This is a genomic window from Streptococcus ferus DSM 20646, assembly GCF_000372425.1.
GTDB lineage: Bacteria > Bacillota > Bacilli > Lactobacillales > Streptococcaceae > Streptococcus > Streptococcus ferus.
On sequence record NZ_AQVD01000009.1, the window covers coordinates 1 to 26,917 of the forward strand.

The 26,917-nt window shown below is 43.4% G+C and carries 22 protein-coding genes and 9 tRNA genes; all 31 read left to right on the forward strand.

Annotated elements, in window-relative coordinates; genetic code table 11:
* The first annotated feature begins 13 nt into the window (after positions 1-13).
* A tRNA-Pro gene (locus tag A3GY_RS0109280) sits at positions 14-87 on the forward strand.
* A gap of 7 nt (positions 88-94) precedes the next feature.
* Positions 95-168: transfer RNA gene (locus tag A3GY_RS0109285), tRNA-Met, on the forward strand.
* A gap of 26 nt (positions 169-194) precedes the next feature.
* Positions 195-268, forward strand: a tRNA-Ile gene (locus tag A3GY_RS0109290).
* A 19-nt stretch (positions 269-287) separates the two neighbouring features.
* A tRNA-Ser gene (locus tag A3GY_RS0109295) sits at positions 288-377 on the forward strand.
* Positions 378-388: 11 nt separating this feature from the next.
* Positions 389-462, forward strand: a tRNA-Met gene (locus A3GY_RS0109300).
* Between the two features lie 9 nt (positions 463-471).
* Positions 472-544 (forward strand) — tRNA-Phe (locus A3GY_RS0109305).
* Positions 545-562: 18 nt separating this feature from the next.
* Positions 563-633, forward strand: a tRNA-Gly gene (locus tag A3GY_RS0109310).
* A 39-nt stretch (positions 634-672) separates the two neighbouring features.
* Positions 673-746: transfer RNA gene (locus tag A3GY_RS0109315), tRNA-Ile, on the forward strand.
* A 7-nt stretch (positions 747-753) separates the two neighbouring features.
* A tRNA-Ser gene (locus A3GY_RS0109320) sits at positions 754-841 on the forward strand.
* Between the two features lie 132 nt (positions 842-973).
* A complete protein-coding gene (gene mreC / locus A3GY_RS0109325; RefSeq protein ID WP_231871638.1) occupies positions 974-1,717 on the forward strand; it encodes a rod shape-determining protein MreC in 744 nt (247 codons plus the stop codon).
* A 2-nt stretch (positions 1,718-1,719) separates the two neighbouring features.
* The gene (mreD, locus tag A3GY_RS0109330; protein WP_018031123.1) at positions 1,720-2,229 is read left to right on the forward strand and encodes a rod shape-determining protein MreD; all 510 of its coding nucleotides are present in this window, start codon (positions 1,720-1,722) and stop codon (positions 2,227-2,229) included.
* A gap of 88 nt (positions 2,230-2,317) precedes the next feature.
* Positions 2,318-3,601 (forward strand): PcsB-like coiled-coil domain-containing protein, encoded by a 1,284-nt coding sequence (locus A3GY_RS0109335; protein ID WP_018031124.1) that lies wholly within the window; start codon positions 2,318-2,320, stop codon positions 3,599-3,601.
* A gap of 122 nt (positions 3,602-3,723) precedes the next feature.
* Positions 3,724-4,695, forward strand: a complete 972-nt coding sequence (locus A3GY_RS0109340; protein ID WP_018031125.1) for a ribose-phosphate diphosphokinase — start codon at positions 3,724-3,726, stop codon at positions 4,693-4,695.
* Positions 4,696-4,790: 95 nt separating this feature from the next.
* Entirely contained in the window at positions 4,791-5,966 is a 1,176-nt protein-coding gene (locus tag A3GY_RS0109345; protein ID WP_018031126.1) for a pyridoxal phosphate-dependent aminotransferase, read from the forward strand.
* Positions 5,956-6,729, forward strand: a complete 774-nt coding sequence (recO, locus tag A3GY_RS0109350) for a DNA repair protein RecO (RefSeq protein ID WP_018031127.1) — start codon at positions 5,956-5,958, stop codon at positions 6,727-6,729. Before A3GY_RS0109345 ends, recO begins: the two co-directional genes overlap by 11 nt.
* Before the next feature lie 91 nt (positions 6,730-6,820).
* The gene (plsX, locus tag A3GY_RS0109355) at positions 6,821-7,825 is read left to right on the forward strand and encodes a phosphate acyltransferase PlsX (RefSeq protein ID WP_018031128.1); all 1,005 of its coding nucleotides are present in this window, start codon (positions 6,821-6,823) and stop codon (positions 7,823-7,825) included.
* Positions 7,822-8,064, forward strand: coding sequence for an acyl carrier protein (locus A3GY_RS0109360; RefSeq protein WP_018031129.1), 243 nt, complete (start codon positions 7,822-7,824; stop codon positions 8,062-8,064). Before plsX ends, A3GY_RS0109360 begins: the two co-directional genes overlap by 4 nt.
* A gap of 117 nt (positions 8,065-8,181) precedes the next feature.
* Positions 8,182-8,889 carry a phosphoribosylaminoimidazolesuccinocarboxamide synthase gene (purC, locus tag A3GY_RS0109365; RefSeq protein WP_018031130.1) on the forward strand — a complete coding sequence of 236 codons (708 nt, stop codon included), beginning with the start codon at positions 8,182-8,184 and terminating at the stop codon, positions 8,887-8,889.
* Positions 8,890-8,904: 15 nt separating this feature from the next.
* Positions 8,905-12,630 carry a phosphoribosylformylglycinamidine synthase gene (locus A3GY_RS0109370; RefSeq protein WP_018031131.1) on the forward strand — a complete coding sequence of 1,242 codons (3,726 nt, stop codon included), beginning with the start codon at positions 8,905-8,907 and terminating at the stop codon, positions 12,628-12,630.
* A gap of 2 nt (positions 12,631-12,632) precedes the next feature.
* Positions 12,633-14,078 (forward strand): amidophosphoribosyltransferase, encoded by a 1,446-nt coding sequence (gene purF / locus A3GY_RS0109375; protein WP_018031132.1) that lies wholly within the window; start codon positions 12,633-12,635, stop codon positions 14,076-14,078.
* Between the two features lie 93 nt (positions 14,079-14,171).
* Positions 14,172-15,191, forward strand: coding sequence for a phosphoribosylformylglycinamidine cyclo-ligase (gene purM / locus A3GY_RS0109380; RefSeq protein WP_018031133.1), 1,020 nt, complete (start codon positions 14,172-14,174; stop codon positions 15,189-15,191).
* Positions 15,191-15,745 (forward strand): phosphoribosylglycinamide formyltransferase, encoded by a 555-nt coding sequence (gene purN, locus A3GY_RS0109385; RefSeq protein ID WP_018031134.1) that lies wholly within the window; start codon positions 15,191-15,193, stop codon positions 15,743-15,745. The genes purM and purN overlap by 1 nt, the downstream gene beginning before the upstream one ends.
* 690 nt (positions 15,746-16,435) lie before the next feature.
* Positions 16,436-17,986 carry a bifunctional phosphoribosylaminoimidazolecarboxamide formyltransferase/IMP cyclohydrolase gene (gene purH, locus A3GY_RS0109390; protein WP_018031135.1) on the forward strand — a complete coding sequence of 517 codons (1,551 nt, stop codon included), beginning with the start codon at positions 16,436-16,438 and terminating at the stop codon, positions 17,984-17,986.
* 256 nt (positions 17,987-18,242) lie between these two features.
* Complete coding sequence (locus A3GY_RS0109395) at positions 18,243-19,385, forward strand: LysM peptidoglycan-binding domain-containing protein (RefSeq protein WP_026162013.1); 1,143 nt, start codon at positions 18,243-18,245, stop codon at positions 19,383-19,385.
* 621 nt (positions 19,386-20,006) lie between these two features.
* Complete coding sequence (locus A3GY_RS0109400) at positions 20,007-20,432, forward strand: Pycsar system effector family protein (protein WP_018031137.1); 426 nt, start codon at positions 20,007-20,009, stop codon at positions 20,430-20,432.
* A gap of 13 nt (positions 20,433-20,445) precedes the next feature.
* Complete coding sequence (locus A3GY_RS09850; protein WP_018031138.1) at positions 20,446-20,934, forward strand: ImmA/IrrE family metallo-endopeptidase; 489 nt, start codon at positions 20,446-20,448, stop codon at positions 20,932-20,934.
* Positions 20,928-22,259 (forward strand): hypothetical protein, encoded by a 1,332-nt coding sequence (locus A3GY_RS0109410; RefSeq protein WP_018031139.1) that lies wholly within the window; start codon positions 20,928-20,930, stop codon positions 22,257-22,259. The genes A3GY_RS09850 and A3GY_RS0109410 overlap by 7 nt, the downstream gene beginning before the upstream one ends.
* A gap of 247 nt (positions 22,260-22,506) precedes the next feature.
* Positions 22,507-23,769, forward strand: coding sequence for a phosphoribosylamine--glycine ligase (gene purD / locus A3GY_RS0109415; RefSeq protein ID WP_018031140.1), 1,263 nt, complete (start codon positions 22,507-22,509; stop codon positions 23,767-23,769).
* 547 nt (positions 23,770-24,316) lie between these two features.
* Positions 24,317-24,805, forward strand: coding sequence for a 5-(carboxyamino)imidazole ribonucleotide mutase (gene purE / locus A3GY_RS0109420; protein ID WP_040804192.1), 489 nt, complete (start codon positions 24,317-24,319; stop codon positions 24,803-24,805).
* The gene (gene purK, locus A3GY_RS0109425; RefSeq protein ID WP_018031142.1) at positions 24,792-25,889 is read left to right on the forward strand and encodes a 5-(carboxyamino)imidazole ribonucleotide synthase; all 1,098 of its coding nucleotides are present in this window, start codon (positions 24,792-24,794) and stop codon (positions 25,887-25,889) included. Before purE ends, purK begins: the two co-directional genes overlap by 14 nt.
* Entirely contained in the window at positions 25,879-26,487 is a 609-nt protein-coding gene (locus tag A3GY_RS0109430) for a hypothetical protein (RefSeq protein WP_018031143.1), read from the forward strand. The genes purK and A3GY_RS0109430 overlap by 11 nt, the downstream gene beginning before the upstream one ends.
* Positions 26,488-26,917: the final 430 nt, after the last annotated feature.

The following is a 26,917-nucleotide window of genomic DNA, read 5'->3' on the forward strand; positions in this document are numbered from 1 at the left end:
TTTTTTGGATCATCGGGAAGTAGCTCAGCTTGGTAGAGTACTTGGTTTGGGACCAAGGGGTCGCAGGTTCGAATCCTGTCTTCCCGATGTTTAAGGCGGTGTAGCTCAGCTGGCTAGAGCGTCCGGTTCATACCCGGGAGGTCGGGGGTTCGATCCCCTTCGCCGCTATTTGATGATTATATGGATATTGATGAGGACCTTTAGCTCAACTGGTTAGAGCACTCGGCTCATAACCGAGCGGTCGTAGGTTCGAGTCCTACAAGGTCCATATATGATAGCTATAAACTGGAGGATTACCCAAGTCCGGCTGAAGGGAACGGTCTTGAAAACCGTCAGGCGTGTAAAAGCGTGCGTGGGTTCGAATCCCACATCCTCCTTTAAAGATTATCGCGGGATGGAGCAGTTAGGTAGCTCGTCGGGCTCATAACCCGAAGGTCGTAGGTTCAAATCCTGCTCCCGCAATAGACAGTTGGCTCGGTAGCTCAGTTGGTAGAGCAATGGATTGAAGCTCCATGTGTCGGCGGTTCGATTCCGTCTCGCGCCATATTATTACTTATATTAAGCGGGTGTAGTTTAGTGGTAAAACTACAGCCTTCCAAGCTGTTGTCGCGAGTTCGATTCTCGTCACCCGCTTTACAGAGATGTAACCCAAGTTATGTATTTATTTTACTTGGGCGCGTAGCTCAGCTGGTTAGAGCGCACGCCTGATAAGCGTGAGGTCGGTGGTTCGAGTCCACTCGTGCCCATATATATGGAGAATTACTCAAGAGGCTGAAGAGGACGGTTTGCTAAATCGTTAGGTCGGGTAACTGGCGCGGGGGTTCGAATCCCCCATTCTCCGTTATTCAAACGAGATTTATCTGTTGATAACTCGTTTTTTTTATTTTGTCTCTAAGGAAGGGTAAAGTTAGTGAAAAAAATCAGATTTTCTAAATTTGTTATTATAACAACAAGTGCTTCTATTTTAATTCCAGTGGGAATTTTTTTCGTTTTAAGATATCCAATATCGCTCGGGACAGTCGGCCCTTTAAATAATGTTTTAACTCAGATAGATCAAACAATTGGTAGCCCCTTTGCCTCTCTTCAAGATCTTTTTCAGGCTAATGCTGCTAATAAACAGTTACGGAAAGAGTTGCGACAGATGACTGCTAATGAAGCAGATGTGACAAAGCTAGAAGAAGAAAATCAGGCTTTAAAAGAATCCTTGGCAATTAGAGAAGAATTTGCCAGTCTTACTGTTTTGACAGCAAAGGTGACTGTCAGGAGTCCGGTTTCTTGGCTTAATTATCTTAGGGTCAATCTGGGTAAAACAAATCAGGTAACTAAGAATATGATGGCTGTCTCAGAAGGGGGCCTAGTAGGAACCGTAAGTCAGGTTGGTGCGAATTCCAGTCTCATCAAACTCCTCTCTAATACCAGAAATACAGAAGAAATTCCGGTGAAAATCAAGGCTGAAAAAGGTGATGTATTTGGTATTTTGACAGCTTATGATGCAGACGACGGCACTTTTGTGATTAGTCAGTTGAATGCATCAACGAGTATTGAGAAAGATGATGCCGTTGAGACAAGTGGTCTTGATGGCAAAAGTGTCAAGGGAATTTCTGTCGGGAAGGTCGTTTCGGTCAAGAATAATTCGAATAACTTATCTCGTCAGTTGACCGTTAAACCAACGGCGGATTTATCAAACATCAGTTATGTCAACTTGCTTGGTGAATAGGTATGAAAGAATTTAAAAATGCATCGTTGAAAGCTGTCCTCTTGTTTCTCGTATTTTTCCTTGATGGACAGGTGTCACAGTTGATAACGGATTTAAATGGAGGAGGAGTTTTTTTTACAAGTCATCTCCTTTTACTTCTCCTTTTTTTCTACAGCATGAATACCCAAGGTCTCTTTTTAGGTCCTTTATCTGTTGTCTTAGGTTTTTTCTATGACAATTATTATTTAAATGGATTCGGAATTGCCATTTTTTTGGTTCCGCTTTCATTATTGGTGATAATAAAATTAAAAAATTCTTTTCCAGATAACTTTTTTTCAGATCTTTTATTGATAAGTTTTATCTTGTTTGGCTATGATTTGGCGAGTTATGGACTTGCTAGTTTATACGGCCAAACAGGCTTTCCGATCGAAGTATTTTTATTGACAAATGCTATACCCTCTCTTCTTCTAAATAGTTTTATCTTCTGTATTTTCTATTTTTTAAGAAGAAAAGGCGTTATTAAAGGATTTTAAATAAAATTGTAATATTGGCGTAATGTTCAGCGCCTTATTTTTTGGTAAAATGATATAGTCTTATCTATAAAAGGAGTCGTATTTAATTATGAAAAAAAGAATTTTGTCAGCAGTTCTGGTAAGTGGTGTTACACTTAGTTCTGCAACAACATTTTCAACTGTAAATGCTGATGATTATGATACTCAAATCGCAGCACAAGATACTAAAATCAATAATTTAACAGCACAACAACAAGCAGCTCAAGAACAAGTCACAGCTGTTCAAAGCAAAGTTTCTGAGCTTCAAGGTCAACAAGCAACTCTGCAAGCGGAAAATGAAAAGCTTCAAGCAGAATCTGCTACATTGACAACAGAAATCCAAAATCTTTCAGATAAAATTGTAGCTCGTAATGAATCGCTAAAAGAACAAGCGCGTAGTGCTCAAAAGAACAATTCAACAACAAGCTATATCAATGCAATTGTTAATTCAAAATCAGTATCTGATGCCATCAACCGTGTATCAGCAGTTCGTGAAGTTGTTTCTGCAAATCAAAAAATGCTTAAGCAACAAGAAGAAGATAAAGTTGCTATTGAAGAAAAACAAAAAGAAAATCAAGCAGCTATCAATACTGTTACAGCTAATCAAGCTACAATTGCTGAAAATACAAATGCCTTAGCTACTCAACAAGCACAGCTTGAGGCGGCTAAGCTGAATTTACAAGCAGAATTAGCAACTGCTGAAACGGATAAAGCAGCTCTTGTTACTCAAAAAGAAGAGGCAGAAGCAGCGGCTAAAGCGGCAGCTGAAGCTCAAGCAGCAGCTGAAGCTAAGGCAGCGGCAGAAGCTCAAGCGGCAGCTGAATCAGCAGCTAAGGCTCAAGAAGAAGCAGCGGCTCAACAAGCGGCAGCAGCTTCAACAACTCAAGCAGCTGATACTGCAACAGCAGCAGCGCCAGCAACAACAAGTGAAGCAGCTACAAATAATACAGCAGTTTCAACAACAACTCAAGCTGCAGCTGCAACAGCTACAGCAACGACAACAAGAAGTTCTAATGCGTCAACAGCGGCAGCCAATTCATCATCCGCAAATACTTATCCTGTAGGTCAATGTACTTGGGGTGTTAAACAGTTGGCATCTTGGGTAGGTAACTACTGGGGTAATGCAGCTCAATGGGCTTCAAGCGCAGCAGCAGCAGGATTCTCAACAGGTTCGACACCAGTTGTCGGTGCAGTTGTTGTTTGGGGTGGCGGCTATGGACACGTTGCTTATGTAACCGGTGTTCAAGGTGGTCAAATCCAAGTTATGGAAGCAAACTATGCTGGTAACCAATCAATTGGTAACTATCGTGGATGGTTCAGTCCAGGTGCTGTAACTTACATTTATCCAAACTAAAACGAATTATTAAAAGCAAGAATTCTTTCTTGCTTTTTCTTTTGCGAAAAATGCTACAGGAATGGATTGAAAAAATGGTCAAAAAAAGATAAAATGAATAGGTAGAAATAATGGAGGAAAACATGTCTTATTCTGATTTAAAGTTGTTCGCCCTATCCTCGAATAAGGATTTAGCAGAAAAAGTAGCCAGTAACATTGGCATTAGTTTGGGAAAAGCTACTGTACGTAAATTTTCTGATGGCGAGATTCAGGTGAACATCGAAGAGTCAATTCGTGGGAACCATGTCTTTATCTTGCAGTCAACCAGTTCACCAGTCAATGACCATTTAATGGAAATTTTAATCATGGTTGATGCACTGAAGCGTGCGAGTGCTGAGAAAATTAGTGTGGTCATGCCTTATTATGGCTATGCGAGACAAGACCGTAAAGCGCGTGCCCGCGAGCCCATTACCTCAAAATTAGTGGCCAATATGTTAGAAGTAGCTGGTGTTGACCGTCTTTTGACAGTAGATTTGCATGCGGCTCAAATTCAAGGCTTCTTTGATATACCAGTAGATCATCTTATGGGGGCTCCTTTAATTGCGGATTATTTTGTCAGACGTGGGATGTGCGGCAGTGACTATGTGGTGGTCAGCCCAGACCATGGCGGGGTTACCCGTGCCCGCAAACTGGCGCAATTCCTCCAAACTTCGATTGCAATTATCGATAAACGTCGAAGTGTTAATAAAATGAACACGAGTGAAGTGATGAATATTATTGGTAAGGTTGAGGGGAAGACCTGTATTTTGATTGACGATATGATCGATACGGCTGGGACAATTGCGCATGCGGCGGATGCTCTTGCTGAGGCTGGGGCAACAGCAGTCTATGCATCTTGTACGCATCCGGTTCTGTCGGGTCCTGCGCTTGACAATATTCAACATTCGGCGATTGAGAAGCTCATTGTTTTGGACACGATTGATTTGCCTTCAGAACGTCTGATTGACAAGATTGATCAAATTTCTATTGCTGAGCTAGTAGCAGATGCTATCATTCGTATTCATGAGAAGCGTCCGTTGTCACCGCTTTTCGAGTTTGCTTTAGAGCAGCAATAAGATGATGAAAATGCCGCTTTGGCGGTTTTTTCTTTTCTGTCAATACTGAAAAAATTCGGTATAATAAGAGTATCCATTTTTAGTGAGGGGATGTTATGGACCTAAGTAAACGATTTAATAAGCACCTAAATCAGATTGAAGTCTCAATGATTCGTCAGTTTGATCAGTCGATTTCTGATATTCCAGGAATCTTAAAACTGACCTTAGGAGAGCCTGACTTTACAACGCCTGAGCATGTGAAAGAAGCGGCTAAGCGTGCGATTGATGCCAATCAAAACCACTATACTGGCATGGCGGGGCTTTTGGAGCTGCGTCAGGCTGCCAGCGATTTCGTTCGAGAAAAATATCAGTTGTCCTATGATCCTCAGGATGAAATTTTGGTAACAATCGGGGCAACAGAAGCTCTTTCAGCTAGTCTGACTGCGATTTTGGAACCTGGAGATACTGTTTTGCTGCCAGCACCAGCCTACCCAGGTTACGAACCTATTGTGACTTTGGTAGGTGCTAATATCGTTGAGATTGATACGAGGCCCAATGATTTTGTCCTGACTCCAGAAATGCTTGAGGAAGCTATTTTAGAGCAAGGTGATAAGTTAAAGGCTGTGATTTTAAATTATCCGGCTAATCCGACAGGTATTACGTATTCTCGTGAAGAGATTAAGGCTTTTGCAGCTGTTTTGAGGAAGTACCCCATTTTTGTTATCAGCGATGAGGTGTATTCAGAATTAACTTACACCGATGAACCGCATGTTTCCATCGGTGAGTATTTACGGGACCAGGCGATTGTTATTAATGGGTTATCAAAATCTCATGCGATGACCGGCTGGCGACTGGGCTTGATTTTTGCGTCAAGAGAAATCACAGCTCAGCTCATTAAGAGCCATCAATATTTGGTGACAGCGGCAACCACGATTACGCAGTTTGCGGCGATCGAGGCTTTGACAGCTGGAAAAGATGATGCACTTCCGATGAAGGCCGAATACATCAAGCGAAGAGACTATCTGATTGAGAAGATGGAGGCCATGAATTTTCAAATTATCCGACCAAATGGTGCTTTTTATATTTTTGCTAAAATCCCTGTTAAAGAGGGTCAGGATTCCTTTACATTTTTACAGGATTTTGCTAGGGAACAGGCGGTCGCTTTGATTCCAGGAGTGGCTTTTGGTCAATATGGAGAGGGTTATTTAAGGGTCTCTTATGCGGCAAGTATGGAAACGATCCAAGAAGCTATGAGACGTCTTAAGGTTTTTATGGAGCAGTATGCAGACTAAGGAAAGTCGGGGCTTGGTTCTATACAGCAGGCCCTATCGTGAAGAAGACAGGCTGGTTAAGATGTTTACAGAGGTTTCTGGTAAACACATGTTTTTTGTCAGACATGCAGGCAAGTCAAAGTTATCTTCTGTCATCCAACCTCTGACTTTAGCCGACTTTATTTTAAAAATCAACGCAAATGGTTTGTCTTATATTGAGGATTATAAAGAGGTAACGGTTTTTAAGGCCATTAACTCAGATATTTTTCGTCTGTCTTATGCTTCTTATTTGCTGGCTTTGGCAGATGCAGCGGTCGTGGATGGGATAACTGATGCTAGTCTATTTGCTTTCTTAGTCAAGACTTTAGAGCTGATGGACAAAGGTTTGGATTATGAAATTTTGACCAACATCTTTGAAATCCAAGTTTTAGAACGTTTTGGTGTTCAGCTGAATTTTCATGAATGTGCCATCTGCCACCGCGTGGGTCTTCCATTTGATTTTTCCCATCGTTATTCTGGTCTTTTGTGTCCGGACCATTATCAGCAGGATGCTTACCGCAGTCATGTCGACCCCAATGTGATTTATCTTTTGGATCGCTTTCAGAATATGAAGTTTGAAGACTTAAAGACAATTTCTCTTAAGCCTGAGATGAAACAAAAACTCCGTCAGTTTATTGATTTGATTTATGAGGACTATGTTGGCCTTCGGCTCAAGTCTAAAACATTTATTGATGAGTTAAACAAATGGGGAGATATTATGAAAGACCATCCCATTAAGGACTAGTTCAAAATCTTATGGCAGGACGTTTTTAACGGTATCCAATGCTTTTGAATCATGGTATAATTATAGACAATCTAGTGTAGAGGAGTTTGTAATGAAAAAAATCGCTGTAGATGCTATGGGCGGAGATAATGCCCCACAGGCCATTGTAGAAGGGGTCAACCAGGCTCTGGCAGATTTTTCGGATATTGAAATTCAGCTATATGGTGATGAGGCGAAGATTAAGCGTTATTTGTCAGACAGTGAGCGGGTCACAATCATTCATACTGAAGAGAAGATAAACTCTGATGATGAGCCTGCTAAGGCTATCCGCCGTAAGAAGAAGGCCTCCATGGTTTTGGGGGCTCAGGCAGTCAAAAACGGGGAAGCTCAGGCGTTGCTTTCAGCCGGTAATACGGGGGCTCTTTTAGCGGCAGGCTTGTTTGTGGTTGGCCGGATTAAGCAAATTGATCGGCCGGGTCTTTTATCTACCCTGCCGACTGTGGATGGTCAAGGCTTTGACATGCTTGATTTAGGTGCCAATGCAGAGAGTACCGCTAAACATCTACATCAATACGCTGTATTAGGGTCTTTTTATGCTAAAAATATCCGGGGGCTTGCTAATCCCAGAATAGGCTTGCTTAATAATGGAACAGAAGCGAGCAAGGGAGACACGCTTCGTAAAGATACCTATGCCTTGCTTGATGGGGATCCTTCTCTTCATTTCGTTGGGAATGTGGAAGCGCGTGACTTGATGAATGGTGTTGCTGATGTTGTGGTGACAGATGGTTTCACGGGAAACGCTGTTCTGAAATCAATTGAGGGGACAGCTATTAATCTTATGGGGCAGCTGAAAACGTCGATTACTTCAGGTGGCTTGAAAGCTAAAATAGGAGCCTTTTTCCTGAAAGACAGTCTTTATAAGTTAAAAGACAGTTTGGATTACTCATCGGCTGGCGGCGCTGTTCTTTTTGGGCTCAAGGCGCCAGTTGTTAAGTGCCACGGTTCAAGTGATGCCAAGGCTGTTTATTATACAATCAAACAAATCAGAACCATGCTGGATACCAATGTGGTTGGTCAGTTAGTAGATGAATTTGCTAAAAACGAGGGTAAGGAATGACAAAAGAAGCTATTTTTGAACGTATTTCAGTGATGCTGAAAGAACAGTTGAATCAGGATGATCTGGAAATAAGCCTAGAGACAGACCTACAAGATGAATTAGGTGTTGATTCCATTGCCTTAATGGAATTTATTATTAGTCTGGAAGATGAATATCATCTTGATATTCCAGACGAAGAGGTGGAAAACATGGAGAGTTTGGGTCAGATGGTCGATTATCTCTATCAAAAACTCGCCTAAACGTTCGATAAAATCGAACGTTTTTTTGCTATCTTTTAACAAAGTTTGTAAACCGTTGAATTTTAGAGGTCACTGTGTTAGAATCTAAGTTAGAACATAGGAAAGGCGAACGATGTAATGACCAGACAGCTTATTTATTCGGGGAAAGCTAAGGATATCTATACCACCGACGACGAAAATGTGATTATTGCTCAATACAAGGATCAGGCGACAGCTTTTAATGGCGGTAAAAAAGAAAAGGTGGCCGGCAAGGGGCAGCTTAATAATCAGATTTCGTCTTTCATTTTTGAGAAACTAAATGCAGCTGGGGTTGCCACTCATTTCATCAAAAAAATCTCAGATACAGAACAGCTTAATCAAAGGGTTGAGATTATTCCTTTAGAAGTTGTTCTGCGAAATGTGACGGCCGGTTCGTTCTCAAAGCGTTTTGGTGTTGAAGAAGGCATTGTGTTGAAAACGCCTATTGTGGAATTCTACTATAAAAAAGATGAACTGGACGACCCTTTTATCAATGATGAGCATATCGCCTTTCTTGATATTGCCAGTCCGGAGGATGTGGCCTATCTTAAGGAAGAAACTCGACGAATCAACAGGATTCTGACAGCTCTTTTTGAAGCGATTGATTTGACATTAGTCGATTTTAAATTGGAATTTGGCTATGATAAAGATGGCAAGATTATTTTGGCGGATGAATTTTCGCCCGACAACTGCCGCCTCTGGGATGCTCAGGGGAATCACATGGACAAAGATGTTTTCCGCCGAGGGTTAGGAGAGCTGACAGATGTTTATGAGATTGTTTGGAAGAAATTGCAGGAAGTGAAATAAGGGACGATAAACATCATGGATAAACGTATTTTTGTTGAAAAGAAGGCTCATTTTCAGGTTAAAGCGAATTCGCTGGTTAAGGAATTAACGCATAACCTTCAGTTAAAGACCCTGTCAGACCTGCGCATTATTCAGGTCTATGATGTGTTCCATTTGGATGAGGAGCTTCTGGCAGCTGCTGAAAAACATATTTTTTCAGAACAGGTAACGGATAATCTCTTGGCAGAAGCAGATCTTCAGGCTGATTTGGATCAGTATGCTTTTTTTGCGATTGAAAGTTTGCCGGGTCAGTTTGACCAGCGGGCGGCCAGTGCTCAAGAGGCGCTTTTGCTCTTGGGAAGCTCAACTGATGTCAGGGTCAATACTGCGCAGCTGTATTTGGTTAATCAAAGCATAGCTGCAGAAGAATTGGAGGCTCTTAAAAAGTACCTGCTTAATCCTGTAGACTCGCGTTTTAAGGATATTACTAAAGCAATTCAGCCTCAGGAGTTTTCGGCTTCTGATAAAACCATCCCAGTCCTCGATTTTTTTGCGACTTATGGGGAGAAAGAATTTACAGCCTACAAGGCAGCCCATGGCTTGGCTATGGAAGTGGCAGACCTGCTCTTCATTCAGGACTACTTCAAATCTATCGGTCGCTGCCCCACAGAGACAGAATTAAAAGTTTTAGATACCTATTGGTCAGATCATTGTCGCCATACGACTTTTGAGACAGAATTGAGAGCGATTGATTTTTCAGCCTCCAAATTTCAAAAGCAGTTGCAGGCTACTTATGATAAGTACCTTGCCATGCGTAAGGAGTTGGGACGCTCTGAAAAGCCCCAAACTCTTATGGATATGGCGACCATATTTGGCCGCTACGAACGGGCTAATGGGCGACTGGATGATATGGAAGTGTCGGATGAAATCAATGCCTGCTCGGTAGAGATTGAGGTGGATGTCAATGGTGTTAAGGAACCTTGGCTCCTCATGTTTAAAAACGAAACTCACAATCACCCGACAGAGATTGAACCTTTTGGTGGGGCTGCGACCTGTATTGGCGGAGCTATTCGAGATCCTTTATCAGGACGTTCTTATGTCTATCAGGCGATGCGCATTTCAGGTGCGGGAGATATCACTGCGCCAATCACGGCAACACGGGCAGGGAAATTGCCTCAGCAGGTCATTTCTAAAACAGCTGCCCATGGCTACTCTTCTTACGGCAATCAAATCGGTCTAGCAACCACCTATGTCAAGGAATACTTCCATCCAGGCTTTGTGGCCAAACGCATGGAGCTAGGTGCAGTTGTCGGTGCAGCACCTAAAGAAAATGTCATTCGTGAAAAACCAGAGCCTGGAGATCTGGTCATCCTTTTGGGTGGTAAAACAGGCCGTGATGGTGTCGGTGGTGCGACGGGCTCATCCAAGGTGCAGACGGTCGAGTCGGTGGAAACGGCTGGCGCTGAGGTGCAAAAGGGGAATGCCATCGAGGAGCGTAAGATTCAGCGCCTCTTCCGCAAGGGTGAGGTGACGCGGCTCATTAAAAAATCCAATGATTTTGGAGCCGGTGGTGTCTGTGTCGCCATTGGTGAATTAGCTGACGGGCTTGAAATTGATCTGGACAAGGTCCCGCTCAAATACCAAGGCTTAAACGGGACTGAGATTGCCATTTCAGAATCTCAAGAACGGATGTCTGTGGTGGTCGCTCCTCAAGATGCTGCCCAATTTATTGCAGAATGTCACAAAGAAAATATTGATGCCTTAGTTGTTGCGACAGTAACGGAGAAACCAAGTCTTGTCATGACAGGGAATGGTCAGACTATTGTGGATATTGACCGCTCTTTCTTAGACACCAATGGGGTTCGTGTGGTTGTAGATGCTAAGGTCGTTGACAAGCCTGTCAATCTGCCCGAGAAGCGTCAGACCTCCTTGGAGAGGCTTGAAGCAGATACTGTAGCTGTCTTATCGGATCTGAATCATGCCAGTCAGAAAGGTTTACAGACCATCTTTGATAGCTCTGTCGGGCGCTCCACCGTCAACCATCCATTGGGGGGACGTTATCAGATTACACCTCCAGAAAGTTCGGTACAAAAACTGCCCGTTCAAAATGGTTTGACAAGGACAGCATCTGTCATGGCTCAGGGCTACAATCCTCATATTGCAGAATGGTCGCCTTATCATGGGGCTGCCTACGCGGTAATTGAGGCGACCGCTCGCTTAGCAGCAACAGGAGCGAATTGGTCCAAGGCACGCTTTTCTTATCAGGAATACTTTGAGCGGATGGACAAGCAGGCAGAACGCTTTGGACAGCCAGTCTCTGCCCTGCTAGGGTCAATAGAGGCTCAGATTCAACTCGGCCTACCTTCTATCGGAGGAAAGGATTCCATGTCTGGGACCTTTGAAGAATTGACCGTGCCACCTACTTTGGTTGCTTTTGGGGTCACAACAGCCGATTCTCGTGAGGTTCTCTCACCAGAATTTAAGGCTCCTGCTCAGAAGATTTATTACATTTCAGGAGCGCCTATTTCACAAGAAATTGATTTTGAGCGGATTAAGGGGAACTTGGCACGATTTGAAAAGATTAGACAGCAGCACAAGCTGACAGCAGCTGCGGCGGTTAAGTACGGCGGCGTCATGGAAAGCCTTGCGCTGATGAGCTTTGGGAATCGCATTGGTGCCCAAGTTAGTCTGGCGGAACTTGACAGCAGCCTGACAGCCCAGCTAGGTGGTTTCCTCTTTACATCGGAAGAAACGATTAATGACGCTGTTTATATTGGCGACACGTTGAGCGACTTTAAGCTCTTTGTTAATGGTATCAATCTGTCAGGGGCAACCTTGCAGGCTGCTTTTGAAGGGAAACTAGAAGAGGTCTACCCAACAATATTTGAACAGGCGACAGATTTGCAGGAGGTGCCTGCAGTAGCATCAGATGCGGTCATTCAAGCCAAGGAAAAAGTGGCAGAACCGCTGGTCTACATTCCTGTCTTCCCTGGTACCAACTCCGAGTATGATTCGGCCAAGGCCTTTGAACAGGCCGGTGCTAAGGTCAAACTGGTGCCGTTTGTAACCCTTAATGAGGCAGCCATTGCCCAGTCTGTGGATACGATGGTCGCTCATATTAAAGAGGCCAATATTATCTTCTTTGCAGGTGGTTTCTCAGCGGCCGATGAACCAGATGGTTCTGCTAAATTTATCGTTAATATCTTGCTCAATGAAAAAGTGCGGGCAGCCATTGATGGCTTTATCGCCAAAGGCGGTCTCATCATCGGTATTTGTAATGGTTTCCAAGCTCTGGTCAAATCAGGCCTTCTGCCTTACGGAAACTTTGAGGATGCCCATGCCAGCAGCCCGACCCTCTTTTACAATGATGCCAACCAGCACGTGGCCAAGATGGTGGAAACACGCATTGCCAATGTCAATTCGCCATGGTTGGAGGGAGTGGAGGTTGGAGATATTCACGCCATTCCAGTATCCCACGGGGAAGGAAAATTTGTGGTCACCGATGAGGAATTTGTTCAACTGCGTGACAAGGGACAGATTTGGAGCCAGTATGTAGACTTTGATGGGCAACCATCCATGGATTCACTCTACAATCCAAACGGCTCCAGCCATGCCATCGAAGGCATTTGCAGTGAAAATGGTCAAATCATCGGTAAGATGGGCCACTCAGAACGCTTTGAAGAGGGACTTTTCCAGAATATTCCAGGAAATAAGGACCAAAAATTATTTGAAAGTGCAGTGACGTACTTTACAGGGAAGTAAAAATGACATACGAAGTAAAATCTCTTAATGAAGAATGTGGGCTTTTCGGTATCTGGGGGCACCCTCAGGCTGCTCAGGTCACTTATTTTGGTCTCCATAGCCTGCAACACCGCGGTCAGGAAGGAGCAGGCATTCTTTCTAACGATCATAAAAAGCTTTTGCGCCACCGTGATACAGGCCTTGTTTCAGATGTTTTTAAGAATCCTGCGGACCTTGAAAAATTACAAGGTCAGGCTGCGATTGGTCATGTGCGTTATGCCACAGCAGGCGAGGCTTCTATTGATAATATCCAGCCTTTCTGCTTTAACTTTTATGATATGCAGCTTGGTTTGGCGCACAATGGTAATTTGACCAATAGCCGCCGTCTGAAAAAAGAACTGGAACGTGATGGAGCTATTTTCTCGTCCTCATCTGATACAGAGATTCTGGCGCATCTAATTCGGCGTAGCCACAATCCCCGTTTTATGGGCAAGGTTAAGGAGGCGCTGTCGACAGTTAAGGGAGGCTTTGCCTACCTCTTGATGCTGGAAGATAAGATGATTGCCGCTCTGGATCCCAACGGTTTTCGTCCCTTATCCATCGGAAAAATGGCTAATGGCGCTATCGTAGTTGCCAGTGAAACCTGTGCCTTTGAGGTGGTCGGTGCTGAGTGGGTACGGGATGTGAAGCCGGGTGAAGTGGTGGTTATTGATGATTCGGGAATCACTTATGACAGCTACACCGACGACACCCAGCTGGCCATTTGTTCCATGGAATATGTCTATTTTGCACGGCCGGACTCGATTATTCACGGGGTTAATGTGCATACGGCTCGGAAAAATATGGGTCGCCGTTTGGCTCAGGAATTTAAACATGAAGCGGATATTGTGGTCGGTGTTCCCAATTCATCCCTGTCAGCTGCTATGGGATTTGCGGAAGAATCGGGTCTGCCAAATGAGATGGGGCTGGTGAAAAACCAGTACACCCAGCGAACCTTTATCCAGCCGACCCGGGAATTGCGAGAGCAAGGAGTGCGTATGAAGCTGTCAGCGGTGTCTGGTGTTGTCAAAGGCAAGCGCGTGGTGATGGTTGACGATTCCATTGTTCGCGGAACAACTTCGCGGCGGATTGTTCAGCTCCTGAGGGAAGCTGGTGCCAAGGAAGTTCACGTAGCTATCGGAAGTCCAGAGCTGAAATATCCTTGCTTTTACGGCATTGATATCCAAACGCGTCGGGAGCTGATTTCAGCTAATCATGATGTTGAGGAAGTTCGTCAGATTATCGGGGCAGACAGTTTGACTTACCTGTCATTGGCAGGCTTGATTGAGTCAGTTGGCTTAGAGACCGATGCCCCTAACGGCGGACTTTGTGTAGCCTATTTTGACGGAAATTATCCAACACCTTTATATGATTACGAGAAGCGTTATCTGAAGAGTTTGGAAGAAAAAACAAGTTTCATTATTGATTAAGAAAGAGGAAACTTATGTCAAAACGATGGTTTGACTGAAAAAACGTCGCAATTTTCAATGTGGTTTTTAACAAAAAGGAGAAGGAAGAATATTATGTCAAAAAATGCTTACGCCCAATCGGGTGTGGATGTTGAGGCTGGTTACGAAGTTGTAGAACGGATCAAAAAACACGTTGCGAGGACAGAGCGCCTGGGCGTGATGGGAGCACTTGGCGGCTTTGGTGGCATGTTTGACTTGACTCAATTAGATGTCAAAGAGCCTGTCCTGATTTCAGGGACTGACGGTGTCGGGACCAAGCTCATGCTGGCCATCCAATACGACAAGCACGATACCATCGGCCAGGACTGTGTGGCCATGTGTGTCAATGACATCATCGCAGCAGGTGCTGAGCCCCTTTACTTCCTGGACTATATCGCAACTGGGAAAAATGACCCAGCCAAACTGGAACAGGTGGTGGCTGGTGTGGCCGAGGGTTGCGTTCAAGCGGGAGCTGGCCTGATTGGCGGTGAAACTGCCGAAATGCCAGGCATGTATGGTGAAGACGATTACGACCTGGCTGGTTTTGCTGTGGGGATTGCAGAAAAAAGCCAGATCATCGATGGTTCAAAGGTCAAGGAAGGGGACGTCCTTCTGGGCCTTGCTTCCAGCGGTATCCATTCCAACGGCTACTCTCTGGTGCGTCGTGTATTTGCCGACTATACAGGTGAGGAAGAACTGCCAGAGTTGGAAGGTAAAAAACTCAAAGATGTCCTTCTTGAACCTACTCGTATCTACGTCAAAGCAGCTCTGCCATTGATTAAGGAAGAAGTGGTTAATGGCATCGCCCATATCACAGGCGGAGGTTTTATCGAAAATGTTCCCCGCATGTTTGCGGATGATTTGGCCGCCGAAATCGATGAGAGCAAGGTGCCTGTGCTGCCAATCTTCAAGGCTCTTGAAAAATATGGCGACATTAAGCACGAAGAAATGTTTGAAATCTTCAACATGGGTATTGGTTTGATGTTGGCAGTTAGTCCAGAAAATGTGGACCGTGTCAAGGCCTTGCTGGAAGAGCCTGTTTACGAAATCGGTCGGATTGTGAAGAAGGCAGATGCCAGTGTGGTGATAAAATAATGACAAAAAAGATTGCCGTATTTGCCAGCGGATCGGGCTCCAATTTTCAGGTCATCGCGGAAAGCTTCGAGGTGGAATTTCTTTTCTCAGACCACCGCGATGCCTATGTGGTGGAAAGGGCTCAAAACCTGAACGTACCAGCTTACGCCTTTGAATTAAAAGAATTTGACAATAAAGCAGACTATGAAGAGGCTATCGTTGACTTGCTGGAAGAGCATCAGATTGACTTGGTTTGTCTGGCAGGTTATATGAAAATTGTCGGACCAACCTTGCTGGCAGCTTACGAAGGTCGCATCATCAATATCCATCCCGCCTACCTGCCTGAATTTCCAGGAGCCCATGGCATCCAAGATACTTGGGAAGCAGGTGTCAGCCAGTCTGGCGTGACTATTCATTGGGTGGACAGTGGCGTTGATACAGGTCAAATCATCAAGCAAGTGCGCGTGCCACGCCTGCCAGATGATTGCCTAGAAAGCTTCGAAGCTCGAATCCACGAGGCAGAGTATGCCCTTTATCCACAGGTGCTAAAAGAGTTGGGAGTGGGGAGGAAATAAAGAGTTATACTTATGAGTAGTTATTATCTAGAAGTATCTAATGAGTTGAAAAAAATAATTAAAAAATTAAAGCAAGAAGAAAGGACTAATTATCCGAATCTTTACTTGTGTCGACGATTATTTTTGGTTTTTTCAGTAGTTTCTGTTATATCATGGTTAATCGAGTTTTCTTTTGATCTAGGTATTTATTTCATTTTTTCGTTTGTCATTTTTTGTTTAGGATTTATTATTTTTATGATTTGTCACCTAAAAAGTATAAGCAAAATTCCGGGCGGATTAGAGAACATACGTAATAGAAAAGTAGCTGAGCAAATAAAAAAGTTTGTTGAGAAGCGATTTTCTAGAAACCCGATTGGTGCTATTGATAATCTGATTGATGAGTTAACAGAATTTATTGTTGAATGGCGGAGACGAAACTTGTGGCGCTTCAACGCCGTTATTTTAGTTCTTTCGATTGTATGCTTACCACCCTTAAAGAGTAATTGGAAAGCTAACATAGCTACTGTTTTCCAAAAACAACAATTTATAGTTCAGCTGTCGCTAGTTACATTTATAATATTTATTGTTTTCTTTGTTGAGTTTATATGGCATGGTTTCACATATGAGCCGCTATTCGGAAAAAGTCAACAATATTTCCAACAACTAAATATATTGACTGAAGTAAAATATCTAATTTGTGAAGGAGAAAACATGACAAACAAACGCGTACTGATTAGCGTATCAGATAAGGCGGGCATTGTTGACTTTGCCCAAGAATTGACAAAACTTGGTTGGGAGATTATCTCAACTGGAGGGACAAAGGTTGCCCTTGATAATGCTGGGGTTAAAACCATTGCGATTGATGATGTGACAGGTTTTCCTGAAATGATGGATGGTCGTGTTAAGACGCTTCATCCAAAGATTCATGGCGGACTTTTGGCTCGACGGGACCTTGACAGCCACTTGGAAGCGGCACAGAATCACAAGATTGGTCTGATTGACCTAGTGGTCGTCAACCTCTATCCTTTTAAAGAAACCATCTTGCGACCAGATGTGACCTATGATTTGGCAGTGGAAAACATCGATATCGGCGGTCCTTCCATGCTGCGTTCGGCAGCCAAAAACCACGCCAGCGTCACTGTCGTGGTCGATCCAGCTGATTATGCGGTGGTCTTGGAGCAATTGGCTGAAAAGGGGGAAACCAGCTATGAAACCCGTCAAAGCTTAGCCGCAAAAGTATTCCGCCACACCGCAGCCTACGATGCCCTGATTGCGGACTATTTCACCACTCAAGTTGGTGAGACAAAGCCAGAGAAACTGACCCTGACTTACGACCTCAAGCAGCCTATGCGCTACGGTGAAAACCCGCAACAGGATGCGGACTTCTACCAAAATGCCCTGCCGACAGAGTATTCCATCGCTGCAGCCAAGCAACTCAACGGTAAGGAGCTGTCCTTTAACAATATCCGTGATGCGGATGCAGCCATTCGCATCATCCGTGACTTTAAGGATCGCCCGACGGTGGTGGCCCTCAAGCATATGAATCCTTGCGGTATCGGTCAGGCAGATGACATCGAGACAGCTTGGGACTATGCCTATGAAGCAGACCCTGTGTCTATCTTTGGCGGTATCGTTGTCCTCAACAGAGAGGTGGATGCTGCGACAGCGGAGAAGATGCATCCGATTTTCCTGGAAATCATCATTGCCCCAAGCTATTCAGACGAAGCTCTAGCCATTTTGACCAACAAAAAGAAAAACCTGCGTATCCTTGAGTTGCCATTTGACGCCCAGGATGCCAGCGAAGCGGAAGCAGAGTACACTGGCGTGGTAGGCGGTCTCTTGGTTCAAAACCAAGATGTGATTAAGGAAAGTCCAGCTGACTGGCAGGTGGTCACCGAGCGCCAGCCTTCCGAGCAAGAAGCAACCGCCCTCGAATTTGCCTGGAAAGCCATCAAGTACGTCAAGTCCAACGGGATCATCATCACCAATGACAAGATGACCCTAGGTGTCGGACCGGGACAAACCAACCGCGTGGCCTCTGTCCGCATTGCCATCGAGCAGGCCAAGGATCGTCTGGATGGTGCCGTTCTTGCATCGGATGCCTTCTTCCCATTTGCCGATAATATCGAGGAAATCGCCCAAGCCGGCATCAAGGCCATCATCCAACCAGGCGGCTCTGTCCGCGACCAAGATTCCATCGATGCAGCCAACAAGCACGGCATCGCCATGGTCTTCACCGGTGTCAGACATTTTAGACATTGAGATAAGACAATGACAAAACGTTCCAAACAGGAACGTTTTTTTGCTGCTCTGCTGTTTGAAACAGGCTCATAAACATGAGAACTGAGCAGCCCGAGGGCAGTTGGTTATTTATCAATAGTTAGTGGTATATGACAAATAATAAGAAATATTACAAATTCTAGACACTTTATTTAAATAATATCTAATAGGCTTATCTAAAGAAAAAATATGCTAATATTAAGATAAAAGAAATAAGGAAAAGGTAATAAAAATGAAAATGAACAAGAAAACACTGCTGGCTTCTACAGTGGTTTTATCTGCTTTCTCGGCGACAGCACTTGACGCACAGGCTCAGGAACTTCCTGTTGAATGGACTGCACGTACCGTTGAGGAAATCAAAACAGAAGTGGTCAATCAGGGCGGTTCAGTCACTTACACGATTAAATATGGAGATACGCTAAGCTCGATTGCAGAAGCCATGGGTGTTGACTTGCATGTATTGGCAGCCATTAACCAAATTGCGAACGTTGATCTGATCTACCCAGATACGGTATTGAACTTAACGTTCGATGGTCAAAACAACATCGTAGGCGTTGAAATTCAGTCTCCGACAGCGGACAATGGAGCAACAGAAACCGTTGCCGCTTCTGTGGATGTGGCAAACAACCAAGCCAGCGTTAACGATCAAACCGTCTCCATTTCTGAGACGACGCAGGCTGCTCCTGAAACCAGCACAGTAGCTGCAGAACCTGTCACAGAGGCGACAACGGAAGCAACAACGGCTTCTACGGAAACCACCGCTGCTGAGACTGTTCAAAGTGAGGCCGTTGCTGCCGTTCCTGAAACCACTCAGGCAGAGACAAGTACTTCGGAAACAACCACCACAGCCGCTCTTGACACGACCAGTCAGACAGAAACGTCTGCTGTCTCTGAAGCGGAGATCCCTGCAGAAACAACGCAAGCTCAAACAGAAGCTGCTCCTGTCGTGACAGAAGCTGAGACGACAGCTGCTGTCACAGAGGCTGCCCCTCAGGCACAGGCAGTTGCAGCGACAACATCTACATCCAGCACGGACTCATCGGGTCTTCAGCCACAAGTCTCAGCTTTTAAAGATGAAGTAGCAGGTATCTATGGCATCACTTCCTTTAGCACCTATCGTGCTGGGGATTCTGGAGACCACGGCAAAGGCTTAGCCGTTGACTTTATGGTTCCTGACAGTTCAGCCTTGGGAGATCAGGTTGCCCAGTATGCTATTTCCAATATGGGTGCTAAAAACATTTCTTATGTCATCTGGAAGCAGCGCTTCTATGCACCGTTTGACAGCATTTACGGACCAGCCTACACTTGGAACCCAATGCCAGACCGCGGCAGCGCAACAGCTAACCACTATGACCATGTTCATGTGTCGTTTAACGGCTAATCTAAAAACAAGCAGCCCTGCATTTCGCGGGGCTGTTACTTTTAATAAAAAAATTTGAAACTGTAAAAGCATTTAAGTTAGGTTTAAGCTAAGCCTCTTATACTATAACCATCCTAAAACTTTTTCTTTTTCATAATCTCCTAGAAACTCTCGGTTTTCAAAGCCGGGAGTTTTGTTTTGAAGAAATAAAGATACAAGAAGTAATCTGGCAGTTTGCTTTTTGTGGCTAACTAGTGTTGATAATGATTATTGGATTTATCAACAGGGAGGCTATATAGTTATTGAGCTGATACTGTAAGCCACTTCTTTCTAAAATAAAATGTGTTTTTTCAATAAGTAGTTGGAGGACTTTTTACAATGAGCAAGACAAAAATTTTTGTCTAAAGGAAAAGCAAAAGTTCCACAGGTAGGGGTGTAAAAGTGGTACGAATAGAATTTTTGTGAAAAAGACTAGTTCTGCTAGGGAGAAAAGAAGGTTAGTAAAAGAAAAAGTTAGATAATTAAAAATAGTTTCGAATTTATAAGGAGAAGCTGGCTATCTTTTGTTTGAAGGGAGATAATTGAATATGCTCAGTTGATGTGATATAATGTACATATTTAAAAACGTTTATAGGAAATAAGATGACTAGGTTTAACAAGTGGAAAGATGTTTATGATGATACATCCTTATGGCTTAAATTTGTCGAAGCCAAGGTAACTGCATTTTTGACTTTTGAAACGGGATTGTTTTATTTTGTTAGTAAGTTGAAAACAGGGTCAGACTGCACATTTTGGCGATGTTTAAGTTTACTAGGTATATTTATTTCAATATTTTTACTTTTACTTGCTTTACTACCTAAGACTAGTAAAACAGGTAATCCACTATATTTTTTGACTTGGTCAGATGATGATTTTTCTGTTCCTCAAAAATTTGAGGAATCAGTCAGCTATGAACAGCTAGTAAGGGCTTTGGCGAAAGTGACCAAAGCAAAAATGGAGAAATTAAAATTTTCTCTTATTATTTATTTTATTTCAATCTTGCTATTTTTATTAACCATATACTATTAAAGGTGGGCGAATTATGAATAGAGATGAAATTAGAGAGTTAGTTAATAAGTTAATAACTAATTTAAACTTAACTACTCCTATTGATTTTGATGTATTCTTTTCAAATTTTAAAGATTTAAAGATAAGATATGGGAACTCTAACTTAGATGTAGATGGACGAATCACCTTGGATAATTCTGAGGGAAACTATATTGTTGAATTAAGAGGAGATGGGAAAAGTAACCGTGATCGTTTTACTATAGCGCATGAACTAGGACATCTTTTTTTAGGTCATGTGAATCAATATGAAACATTGTATAGACGTGGAGCAAATGAGTTAGAATATGCTGCTAATGAGTTTGCAGCCGATTTGTTAATGCCAGAAGCTGATTTTAGAAGGGTTGTTAACGAAAATCTTGATGAGAATAGCGAATGTGATATAGAAAAGGTTAGTGAAATTTTTCAGGTATCTGAATCAGCTGTGCTGACTAGAGGAAGATTTTTAGGTCTATTCGCATGGTAAAAGTTGTCGCTGATTTTGAAATTGAAAATAAGGAGTCGCAAGAAGAAAAGCATTATGTTTATCTGTTTTGTTCTATTGATATTGTACAATCTACATATTTAAAATCAATTAATCCTAGATGGGCTCAATTATTTAATCAATTCTATGATACTAGTCAAAAAAAATTATCAGAATATGAGCTTGAATTTTGGAAATATGTGGGTGATGAAGTACTCTTTTATAAGAAATTGACTTCAGAAGATTTAAATACTTTCTATTCATTTCCAGATAAGTTATTTAAATCAATGCATTTCATACAGAAAAGATTACATGAATTTTTCCCGGAAACTAAAATGTTTTTAGCATTAAAAGGAACTGTTTGGATTTCTAAAGTGCTAGAAACTAATTTAAATGATTTAAATAATCTTGAGACATTAAATAAGAATATACGAATTAAGAAAAGTCCCAAACTAACATATTCGAGTTACCCTCAGGAATTTATTGACTTTCTAGGGCCCGATATTGATTTAGGATTTAGAATTAGCAAAAAAGCAATAAAGAACCAACTTCTAGTTAGTGCTGAATTTGTTGAAATGCAAAGCATAACCGCACAGGAACCTTATAATATCCCTGAAGCACAAGCCTTTCTCTCACATTATAGACGGATAGGGAATGAGCAATTAAAAGGAATTTGGCACGGTCGGGCCTATCCAATAATAATGTACCGTCCAGATTGGAAGGGAGATATTTTTGAATATGATGAAAAAAATTATAAGATACAAGATTTGAAAGATGATGTTGCGCCTTATCTGGATAGGGTTTTTGTATCAATAGGTAAAAAAGATGAGATTGGTGATTATGTCTCTACCATAGGAGAGACTAAGAGAGAAAGAACAAAGGTTCTTAAGATTGAGTCGCCTGTAGATGTCCATTTAGCTGCGATTCTGTTTAATGACAAAGGAGAAGTTCTGCTCTTGAAACGAGGGGAAAAGAAAAGTTCTCCAGATAAATATGATTTTGGATGTACGAACTTAAGAAATGGTCAATCAATAGAAGATACTCTGCTAGAATATTACGATTTTGGCGATAATTGTACTCTGAATTTAATGAAGTACGAAGATACGCAAAAACCAATACCAATAGCAGTTTATGAGTATGAGAAAACTAAGGGCAACATTATAAACGGACTGCTTTTTACTGGTAAACTAACATTAGATAGTAGTCCAAGTACATTTCATGAGTACGAAAATTATCAATTTTTTGAACAAAGTAAACTACAAGATATTAATTTATTTCCAGACAGTATTGATAATATAAAGTCTGCATATAAAAAGATTCAAATATAAAATATTGAATAAGATAAGTTCATTATTTTGACACGAACTTTCTTCTTTCCTCTTTCCCGCACCACATTTGTGGTGCTTTTCTTTTCCTCCGAATTCCTTCGCATTTTTCACACGCAAATTCAATTCTCCGAACAAATATGTTATAATATTCCTGTATAATTCGTAAAATGCTGCTTGTGTTTTGCGTCCATCAATAAGGGGAGTTTGAGGCTCTCTTGCTGTTGCTTAAAGGTGAGGTATCTGAGTTATGAAATTACTGGTTGTTGGTTCGGGCGGTCGGGAGCATGCGATTGCAAAGAAACTGCTGGAATCTGAGGAAGTCGAAACGGTTTTTGTAGCACCGGGGAATGATGGCATGGGGCTGGATGGTCTGGAATTGGTTGACATTGGAATTTCCGAACATTCTAAGCTAATTGCGTTTGCTAAGGCTGAGGCGGTGGACTGGACCTTTATCGGTCCTGATGATGCTTTGGCGGCTGGGATTGTGGATGACTTTCATCAGGCGGGGCTTAAGGCTTTCGGTCCTACCCGACTGGCAGCGGAGCTGGAATGGTCCAAGGATTTTGCGAAATCCATCATGGCCAAGTACAAGGTACCGACAGCAGCCTATGGTACATTTGCCGATTTTGACGAAGCCAAGGATTATATTGAGGCGCAGGGCGCTCCCATCGTGGTGAAGGCAGACGGTTTGGCGCTGGGGAAAGGCGTGGTCGTGGCAGAAACCGTGGAACAGGCGGTTGAAGCGGCGCGTGAAATGCTTTTGGATAATAAGTTCGGTGATTCCGGTGCGCGTGTGGTGATCGAAGAATTTCTGGACGGTGAAGAATTTTCCCTTTTTGCCTTTGTCAATGGCGATAAGTTCTATATCATGCCGACGGCACAGGATCACAAGCGGGCTTATGACGGTGATGAGGGGCCTAATACTGGCGGTATGGGAGCTTATGCACCTGTCCCTCATCTGCCTCAAAGTGTGGTGGATGCTTCGGTGGAAACCATCGTTAAGCCAGTGCTTGAGGGCATGATTGCAGAAGGCCGGCCTTACTTGGGCATCCTCTATGCAGGCTTGATTCTGACAGAGGATGGGCCAAAGGTTATTGAGTTTAACGCCCGCTTTGGCGACCCTGAAACGCAGATTATCCTGCCGCGTCTGACTTCTGACTTGGCGCAGAACATCACTGATATTTTGGCAGGCAGAGAGCCTGACATCACTTGGCTAGACACGGGTGTGACCCTTGGCGTGGTCGTGGCCTCAGAAGGTTACCCATTGGCTTACGAGAAAGGGGTCAAGCTTCCGCCAAAAACGGAAGGTGAGATCATCACCTACTACGCCGGTGCCAAATTTGACCCGAACATGAATCTCCGGTCAAACGGGGGCCGTGTCTACATGCTGGTGACAACAGCCGAGAGTGTCAAAGCTGCGCAAGACAACATCTATAAGGAACTTGCGGAACAAGAAACAACAGGCCTCTTTTACCGACATGACATCGGCAGTAAAGCCATAAAAGACTAATACTCTTTGAAAATCAAAACTATACTTTGTTGACTTCAGCTTGCCGTACTCAAGCACTGTCTGCGCTTCGTCGCCTCGTCTATTTTTGATTTTCTTTGAGTATAAATTAGCCACTTAACAAATAGCGCTAGCTCAAGCGACGAAAGTTACTTCAAGTGATAATTTTTGTGACTCAAAAATACTATCGTGCAATAAAGGAGAGCGAAAGCGAGCTCTAAACTCGACAATCACCGCCGTTGTGACAGAACGATTAGCTGATAAAGCTAATCGTTCAGGGAAATTGGAAGACCCTAGGCTTACGATTTAGGCATGAGACACCTTTGGTTGCTGTTGCCGTCCCCACAACTTAAGGTGATTGTCAAAAAAGGAAGAAAACAATCGCTTCTGAATACTAAAGAAAGGAATGTTTAGTTAGTAGTCCTAACTGAACACGGGACTAATTTCCTAGGAAAAAAGATAAAACTGCCTAGACGCAAGCGTCGTCGTTAGTTTTCCTATTTTTCTACGGAAATTTTCGGCAAGCCGAAACGTCCCTTTGTATCTTATTATGAATCCAATTATTTCGATTATCATGGGCTCTAAATCCGACTGGGGGACCATGCAAAAAACAGCAGACGTTTTAGACAAGTTTGGCGTGGCTTATGAGAAGAAAGTTGTCTCTGCCCACCGGACACCAGATCTCATGTTCAAGCATGCGGAAGAAGCACGCGCACGTGGTATCAAGGTCATCATTGCAGGCGCAGGTGGGGCGGCCCACCTGCCCGGTATGGTGGCAGCCAAAACGAGCCTCCCTGTTATCGGGGTGCCGGTCAAGTCACGCGCCCTTAGTGGCTTGGACTCGCTCTACTCTATTGTGCAGATGCCAGGCGGTGTGCCTGTGGCAACCATGGCTATCGGCGAAGCTGGTGCAACCAACGCAGCCCTGACAGCCCTTCGTATCTTGGCCATTGAAGACTTGGACTTAGCTAAACAGTTGGAAGATTTTGCCAAAGAGCAAGGAGAGATTGCGGAGGCCTCAACAGATGAACTTAACTAAGACGATTGGCATTATCGGCGGCGGTCAGCTGGGTCAGATGATGGCCATTTCGGCGATTTATATGGGGCACAAGGTCATCACGCTTGATCCGGCCAGAGATTGTCCGGCTTCACGGGTCAGTGAGATGATTGTGGCGTCTTATGATGATGTGGCAGCCCTAGGCCAGCTGGCAGAGCGCTGCGATGTCCTGACCTATGAGTTTGAGAATGTCAATGCGGACGCTCTTGATGCGGTTGTCAAGGAAGGTCAGCTGCCTCAAGGGACTGACCTGCTCCGGATTTCTCAAAATCGGATTTTTGAAAAAGACTTCCTGGCGAAAAAGGCGGATGTCTCTGTGGCGCCTTACAAAGTGGTCACCTCCAGTCTGGACCTTGAAAACCTGGATCTGTCGAAGCGCTATGTCTTAAAGACAGCAACCGGCGGCTACGACGGGCACGGTCAGGTTGTTATCACATCTCAGGAAGACTTAGCTGCCGCTAGCCAATTAGCCAATTCTGCCGAGTGTGTCTTGGAAGAGTTTGTGGACTTTGACCTAGAGATTTCGGTCATCGTCTCCGGCAATGGCAAGGATGTGACGGTTTTCCCAGTTCAGGAAAATAGCCATCGCCATAATATTCTCTCAAAAACCATTGTCCCTGCCCGCATCTCAGAGGCCTTGGCGCAGAAGGCGCAGGCAATGGCTCTGCGGATTGCCCAAGAACTCAGCCTATCTGGCACCCTCTGTGTCGAGATGTTTGCGACAGCAGACGACATTATTATCAATGAAATCGCTCCTCGCCCTCACAACTCGGGGCACTACTCTATCGAAGCCTGTGATTTTTCGCAGTTTGACACCCATATCCTGGGCATCCTCGATCAGCCTCTTCCTCCAATCAAACTCCATGCGCCGGCGGTCATGCTCAATGTCCTCGGCCAGCACATGGAAAAGGCTGCGCAGTACGTCGCAGAAAACCCTAGCGCCCACCTCCACCTCTATGGTAAACTAGAAGCAAAGCCCAACCGCAAGATGGGGCATGTGACGGTGTTTGCAGAGGAGGCGGATAAAGTGAGGGAGTTTGGGGAAGGAGTTGATTATGAAAGTTAAGAGGAGTTTGCTATTATTGCCACTTTTGCTTATTTTGACAGGTTGCGGAAGTTATTCGACTAATAGCAAAAATTCTACTTCGTCAAAGGAACTATCAGGCTCATCGGAAACACAACTACCAATTCAGAAAAAATACCCTGAATATACTGATGACATAATTACAGTTTTCAATGAGATTGATTTAAACCCAGAAGATTATATTCCAGAGGATACCAGTGGCAGTAAAGTTAATTTTATATCTGAGTCGGCAACACTGACCAATAACTATAAAAATATGACTGTTGATAACCTCAACACAACTTTTTCAGATACTTCGATAAGTGCTAAAAGTATTTTTGAAAAACTTGGACGTCCTGATGTGGTATGGATTAATGATGATCTCCGAGCAGATGGCAAGACAACTTATAATGTTGAAGTTTGGTGGAACGAGACAGAAGATACCTCGGTTGATGGGTCAGATTATATAACAATGAACTGGCCTCTTACGGATAGCGATGCTGTTAAAAGTGTTTTTGGAGTACCTAGTGATGTACCTGATGGAGCCAACTCACAGTCAATTGTTGAATTGGGAGAGTTCAAAGGTGCGAGTGCCAATTGATTATTATGTAAAATTTAAAAAGGTGCAAGTAACCTTCAAAACCCAACTCAACACCATCTGAAAACGATATAAAGGCAGAGGAGGGAAGAAGAAAGAAACAGAAATGTTGACTGAGAATTAAGCTTAATCTTATAAGTCAGCTCAGACGGAGAACAAACACGAAAACAATCGGTCTTATCAACGGGCAATTGAAGCGACAGAGTTATTTTTAAAATAGGAGCGAACTTATGGTAAAATCTAGTAGGAAAGCTATCCTAGTTCATATGATAAATAAGGTTTGGGATAAAATAGGGGAAGTATAGAAAATGGATGCTTTATACGGAATTATAAGCAAATTATCTTCATACTATGGTATTATAACTTTTTATGAAGATCGGTAGATAGATACCGATAGTTACAATGTTAAGAGGAGTATTCCCTTTTTTTCTAA

Bases quoted from the DNA above. Each gene is read 5' to 3' on its own strand.
- mreD (WP_018031123.1), top strand. From the start codon at position 1,720: ATGAAAGAATTTAAAAATGCATCGTTGAAAGCTGTCCTCTTGTTTCTC.
- A3GY_RS0109335 (WP_018031124.1), top strand. From the start codon at position 2,318: ATGAAAAAAAGAATTTTGTCAGCAGTTCTGGTAAGTGGTGTTACACTT.
- A3GY_RS0109340 (WP_018031125.1), top strand. From the start codon at position 3,724: ATGTCTTATTCTGATTTAAAGTTGTTCGCCCTATCCTCGAATAAGGAT.
- A3GY_RS0109345 (WP_018031126.1), top strand. From the start codon at position 4,791: ATGGACCTAAGTAAACGATTTAATAAGCACCTAAATCAGATTGAAGTC.
- recO (WP_018031127.1), top strand. From the start codon at position 5,956: ATGCAGACTAAGGAAAGTCGGGGCTTGGTTCTATACAGCAGGCCCTAT.
- plsX (WP_018031128.1), top strand. From the start codon at position 6,821: ATGAAAAAAATCGCTGTAGATGCTATGGGCGGAGATAATGCCCCACAG.
- A3GY_RS0109360 (WP_018031129.1), top strand. From the start codon at position 7,822: ATGACAAAAGAAGCTATTTTTGAACGTATTTCAGTGATGCTGAAAGAA.
- purC (WP_018031130.1), top strand. From the start codon at position 8,182: ATGACCAGACAGCTTATTTATTCGGGGAAAGCTAAGGATATCTATACC.
- A3GY_RS0109370 (WP_018031131.1), top strand. From the start codon at position 8,905: ATGGATAAACGTATTTTTGTTGAAAAGAAGGCTCATTTTCAGGTTAAA.
- purF (WP_018031132.1), top strand. From the start codon at position 12,633: ATGACATACGAAGTAAAATCTCTTAATGAAGAATGTGGGCTTTTCGGT.
- purM (WP_018031133.1), top strand. From the start codon at position 14,172: ATGTCAAAAAATGCTTACGCCCAATCGGGTGTGGATGTTGAGGCTGGT.
- purN (WP_018031134.1), top strand. From the start codon at position 15,191: ATGACAAAAAAGATTGCCGTATTTGCCAGCGGATCGGGCTCCAATTTT.
- purH (WP_018031135.1), top strand. From the start codon at position 16,436: ATGACAAACAAACGCGTACTGATTAGCGTATCAGATAAGGCGGGCATT.
- A3GY_RS0109395 (WP_026162013.1), top strand. From the start codon at position 18,243: ATGAACAAGAAAACACTGCTGGCTTCTACAGTGGTTTTATCTGCTTTC.
- A3GY_RS0109400 (WP_018031137.1), top strand. From the start codon at position 20,007: ATGACTAGGTTTAACAAGTGGAAAGATGTTTATGATGATACATCCTTA.
- A3GY_RS09850 (WP_018031138.1), top strand. From the start codon at position 20,446: ATGAATAGAGATGAAATTAGAGAGTTAGTTAATAAGTTAATAACTAAT.
- A3GY_RS0109410 (WP_018031139.1), top strand. From the start codon at position 20,928: ATGGTAAAAGTTGTCGCTGATTTTGAAATTGAAAATAAGGAGTCGCAA.
- purD (WP_018031140.1), top strand. From the start codon at position 22,507: ATGAAATTACTGGTTGTTGGTTCGGGCGGTCGGGAGCATGCGATTGCA.
- purE (WP_040804192.1), top strand. From the start codon at position 24,317: ATGAATCCAATTATTTCGATTATCATGGGCTCTAAATCCGACTGGGGG.
- purK (WP_018031142.1), top strand. From the start codon at position 24,792: ATGAACTTAACTAAGACGATTGGCATTATCGGCGGCGGTCAGCTGGGT.
- A3GY_RS0109430 (WP_018031143.1), top strand. From the start codon at position 25,879: ATGAAAGTTAAGAGGAGTTTGCTATTATTGCCACTTTTGCTTATTTTG.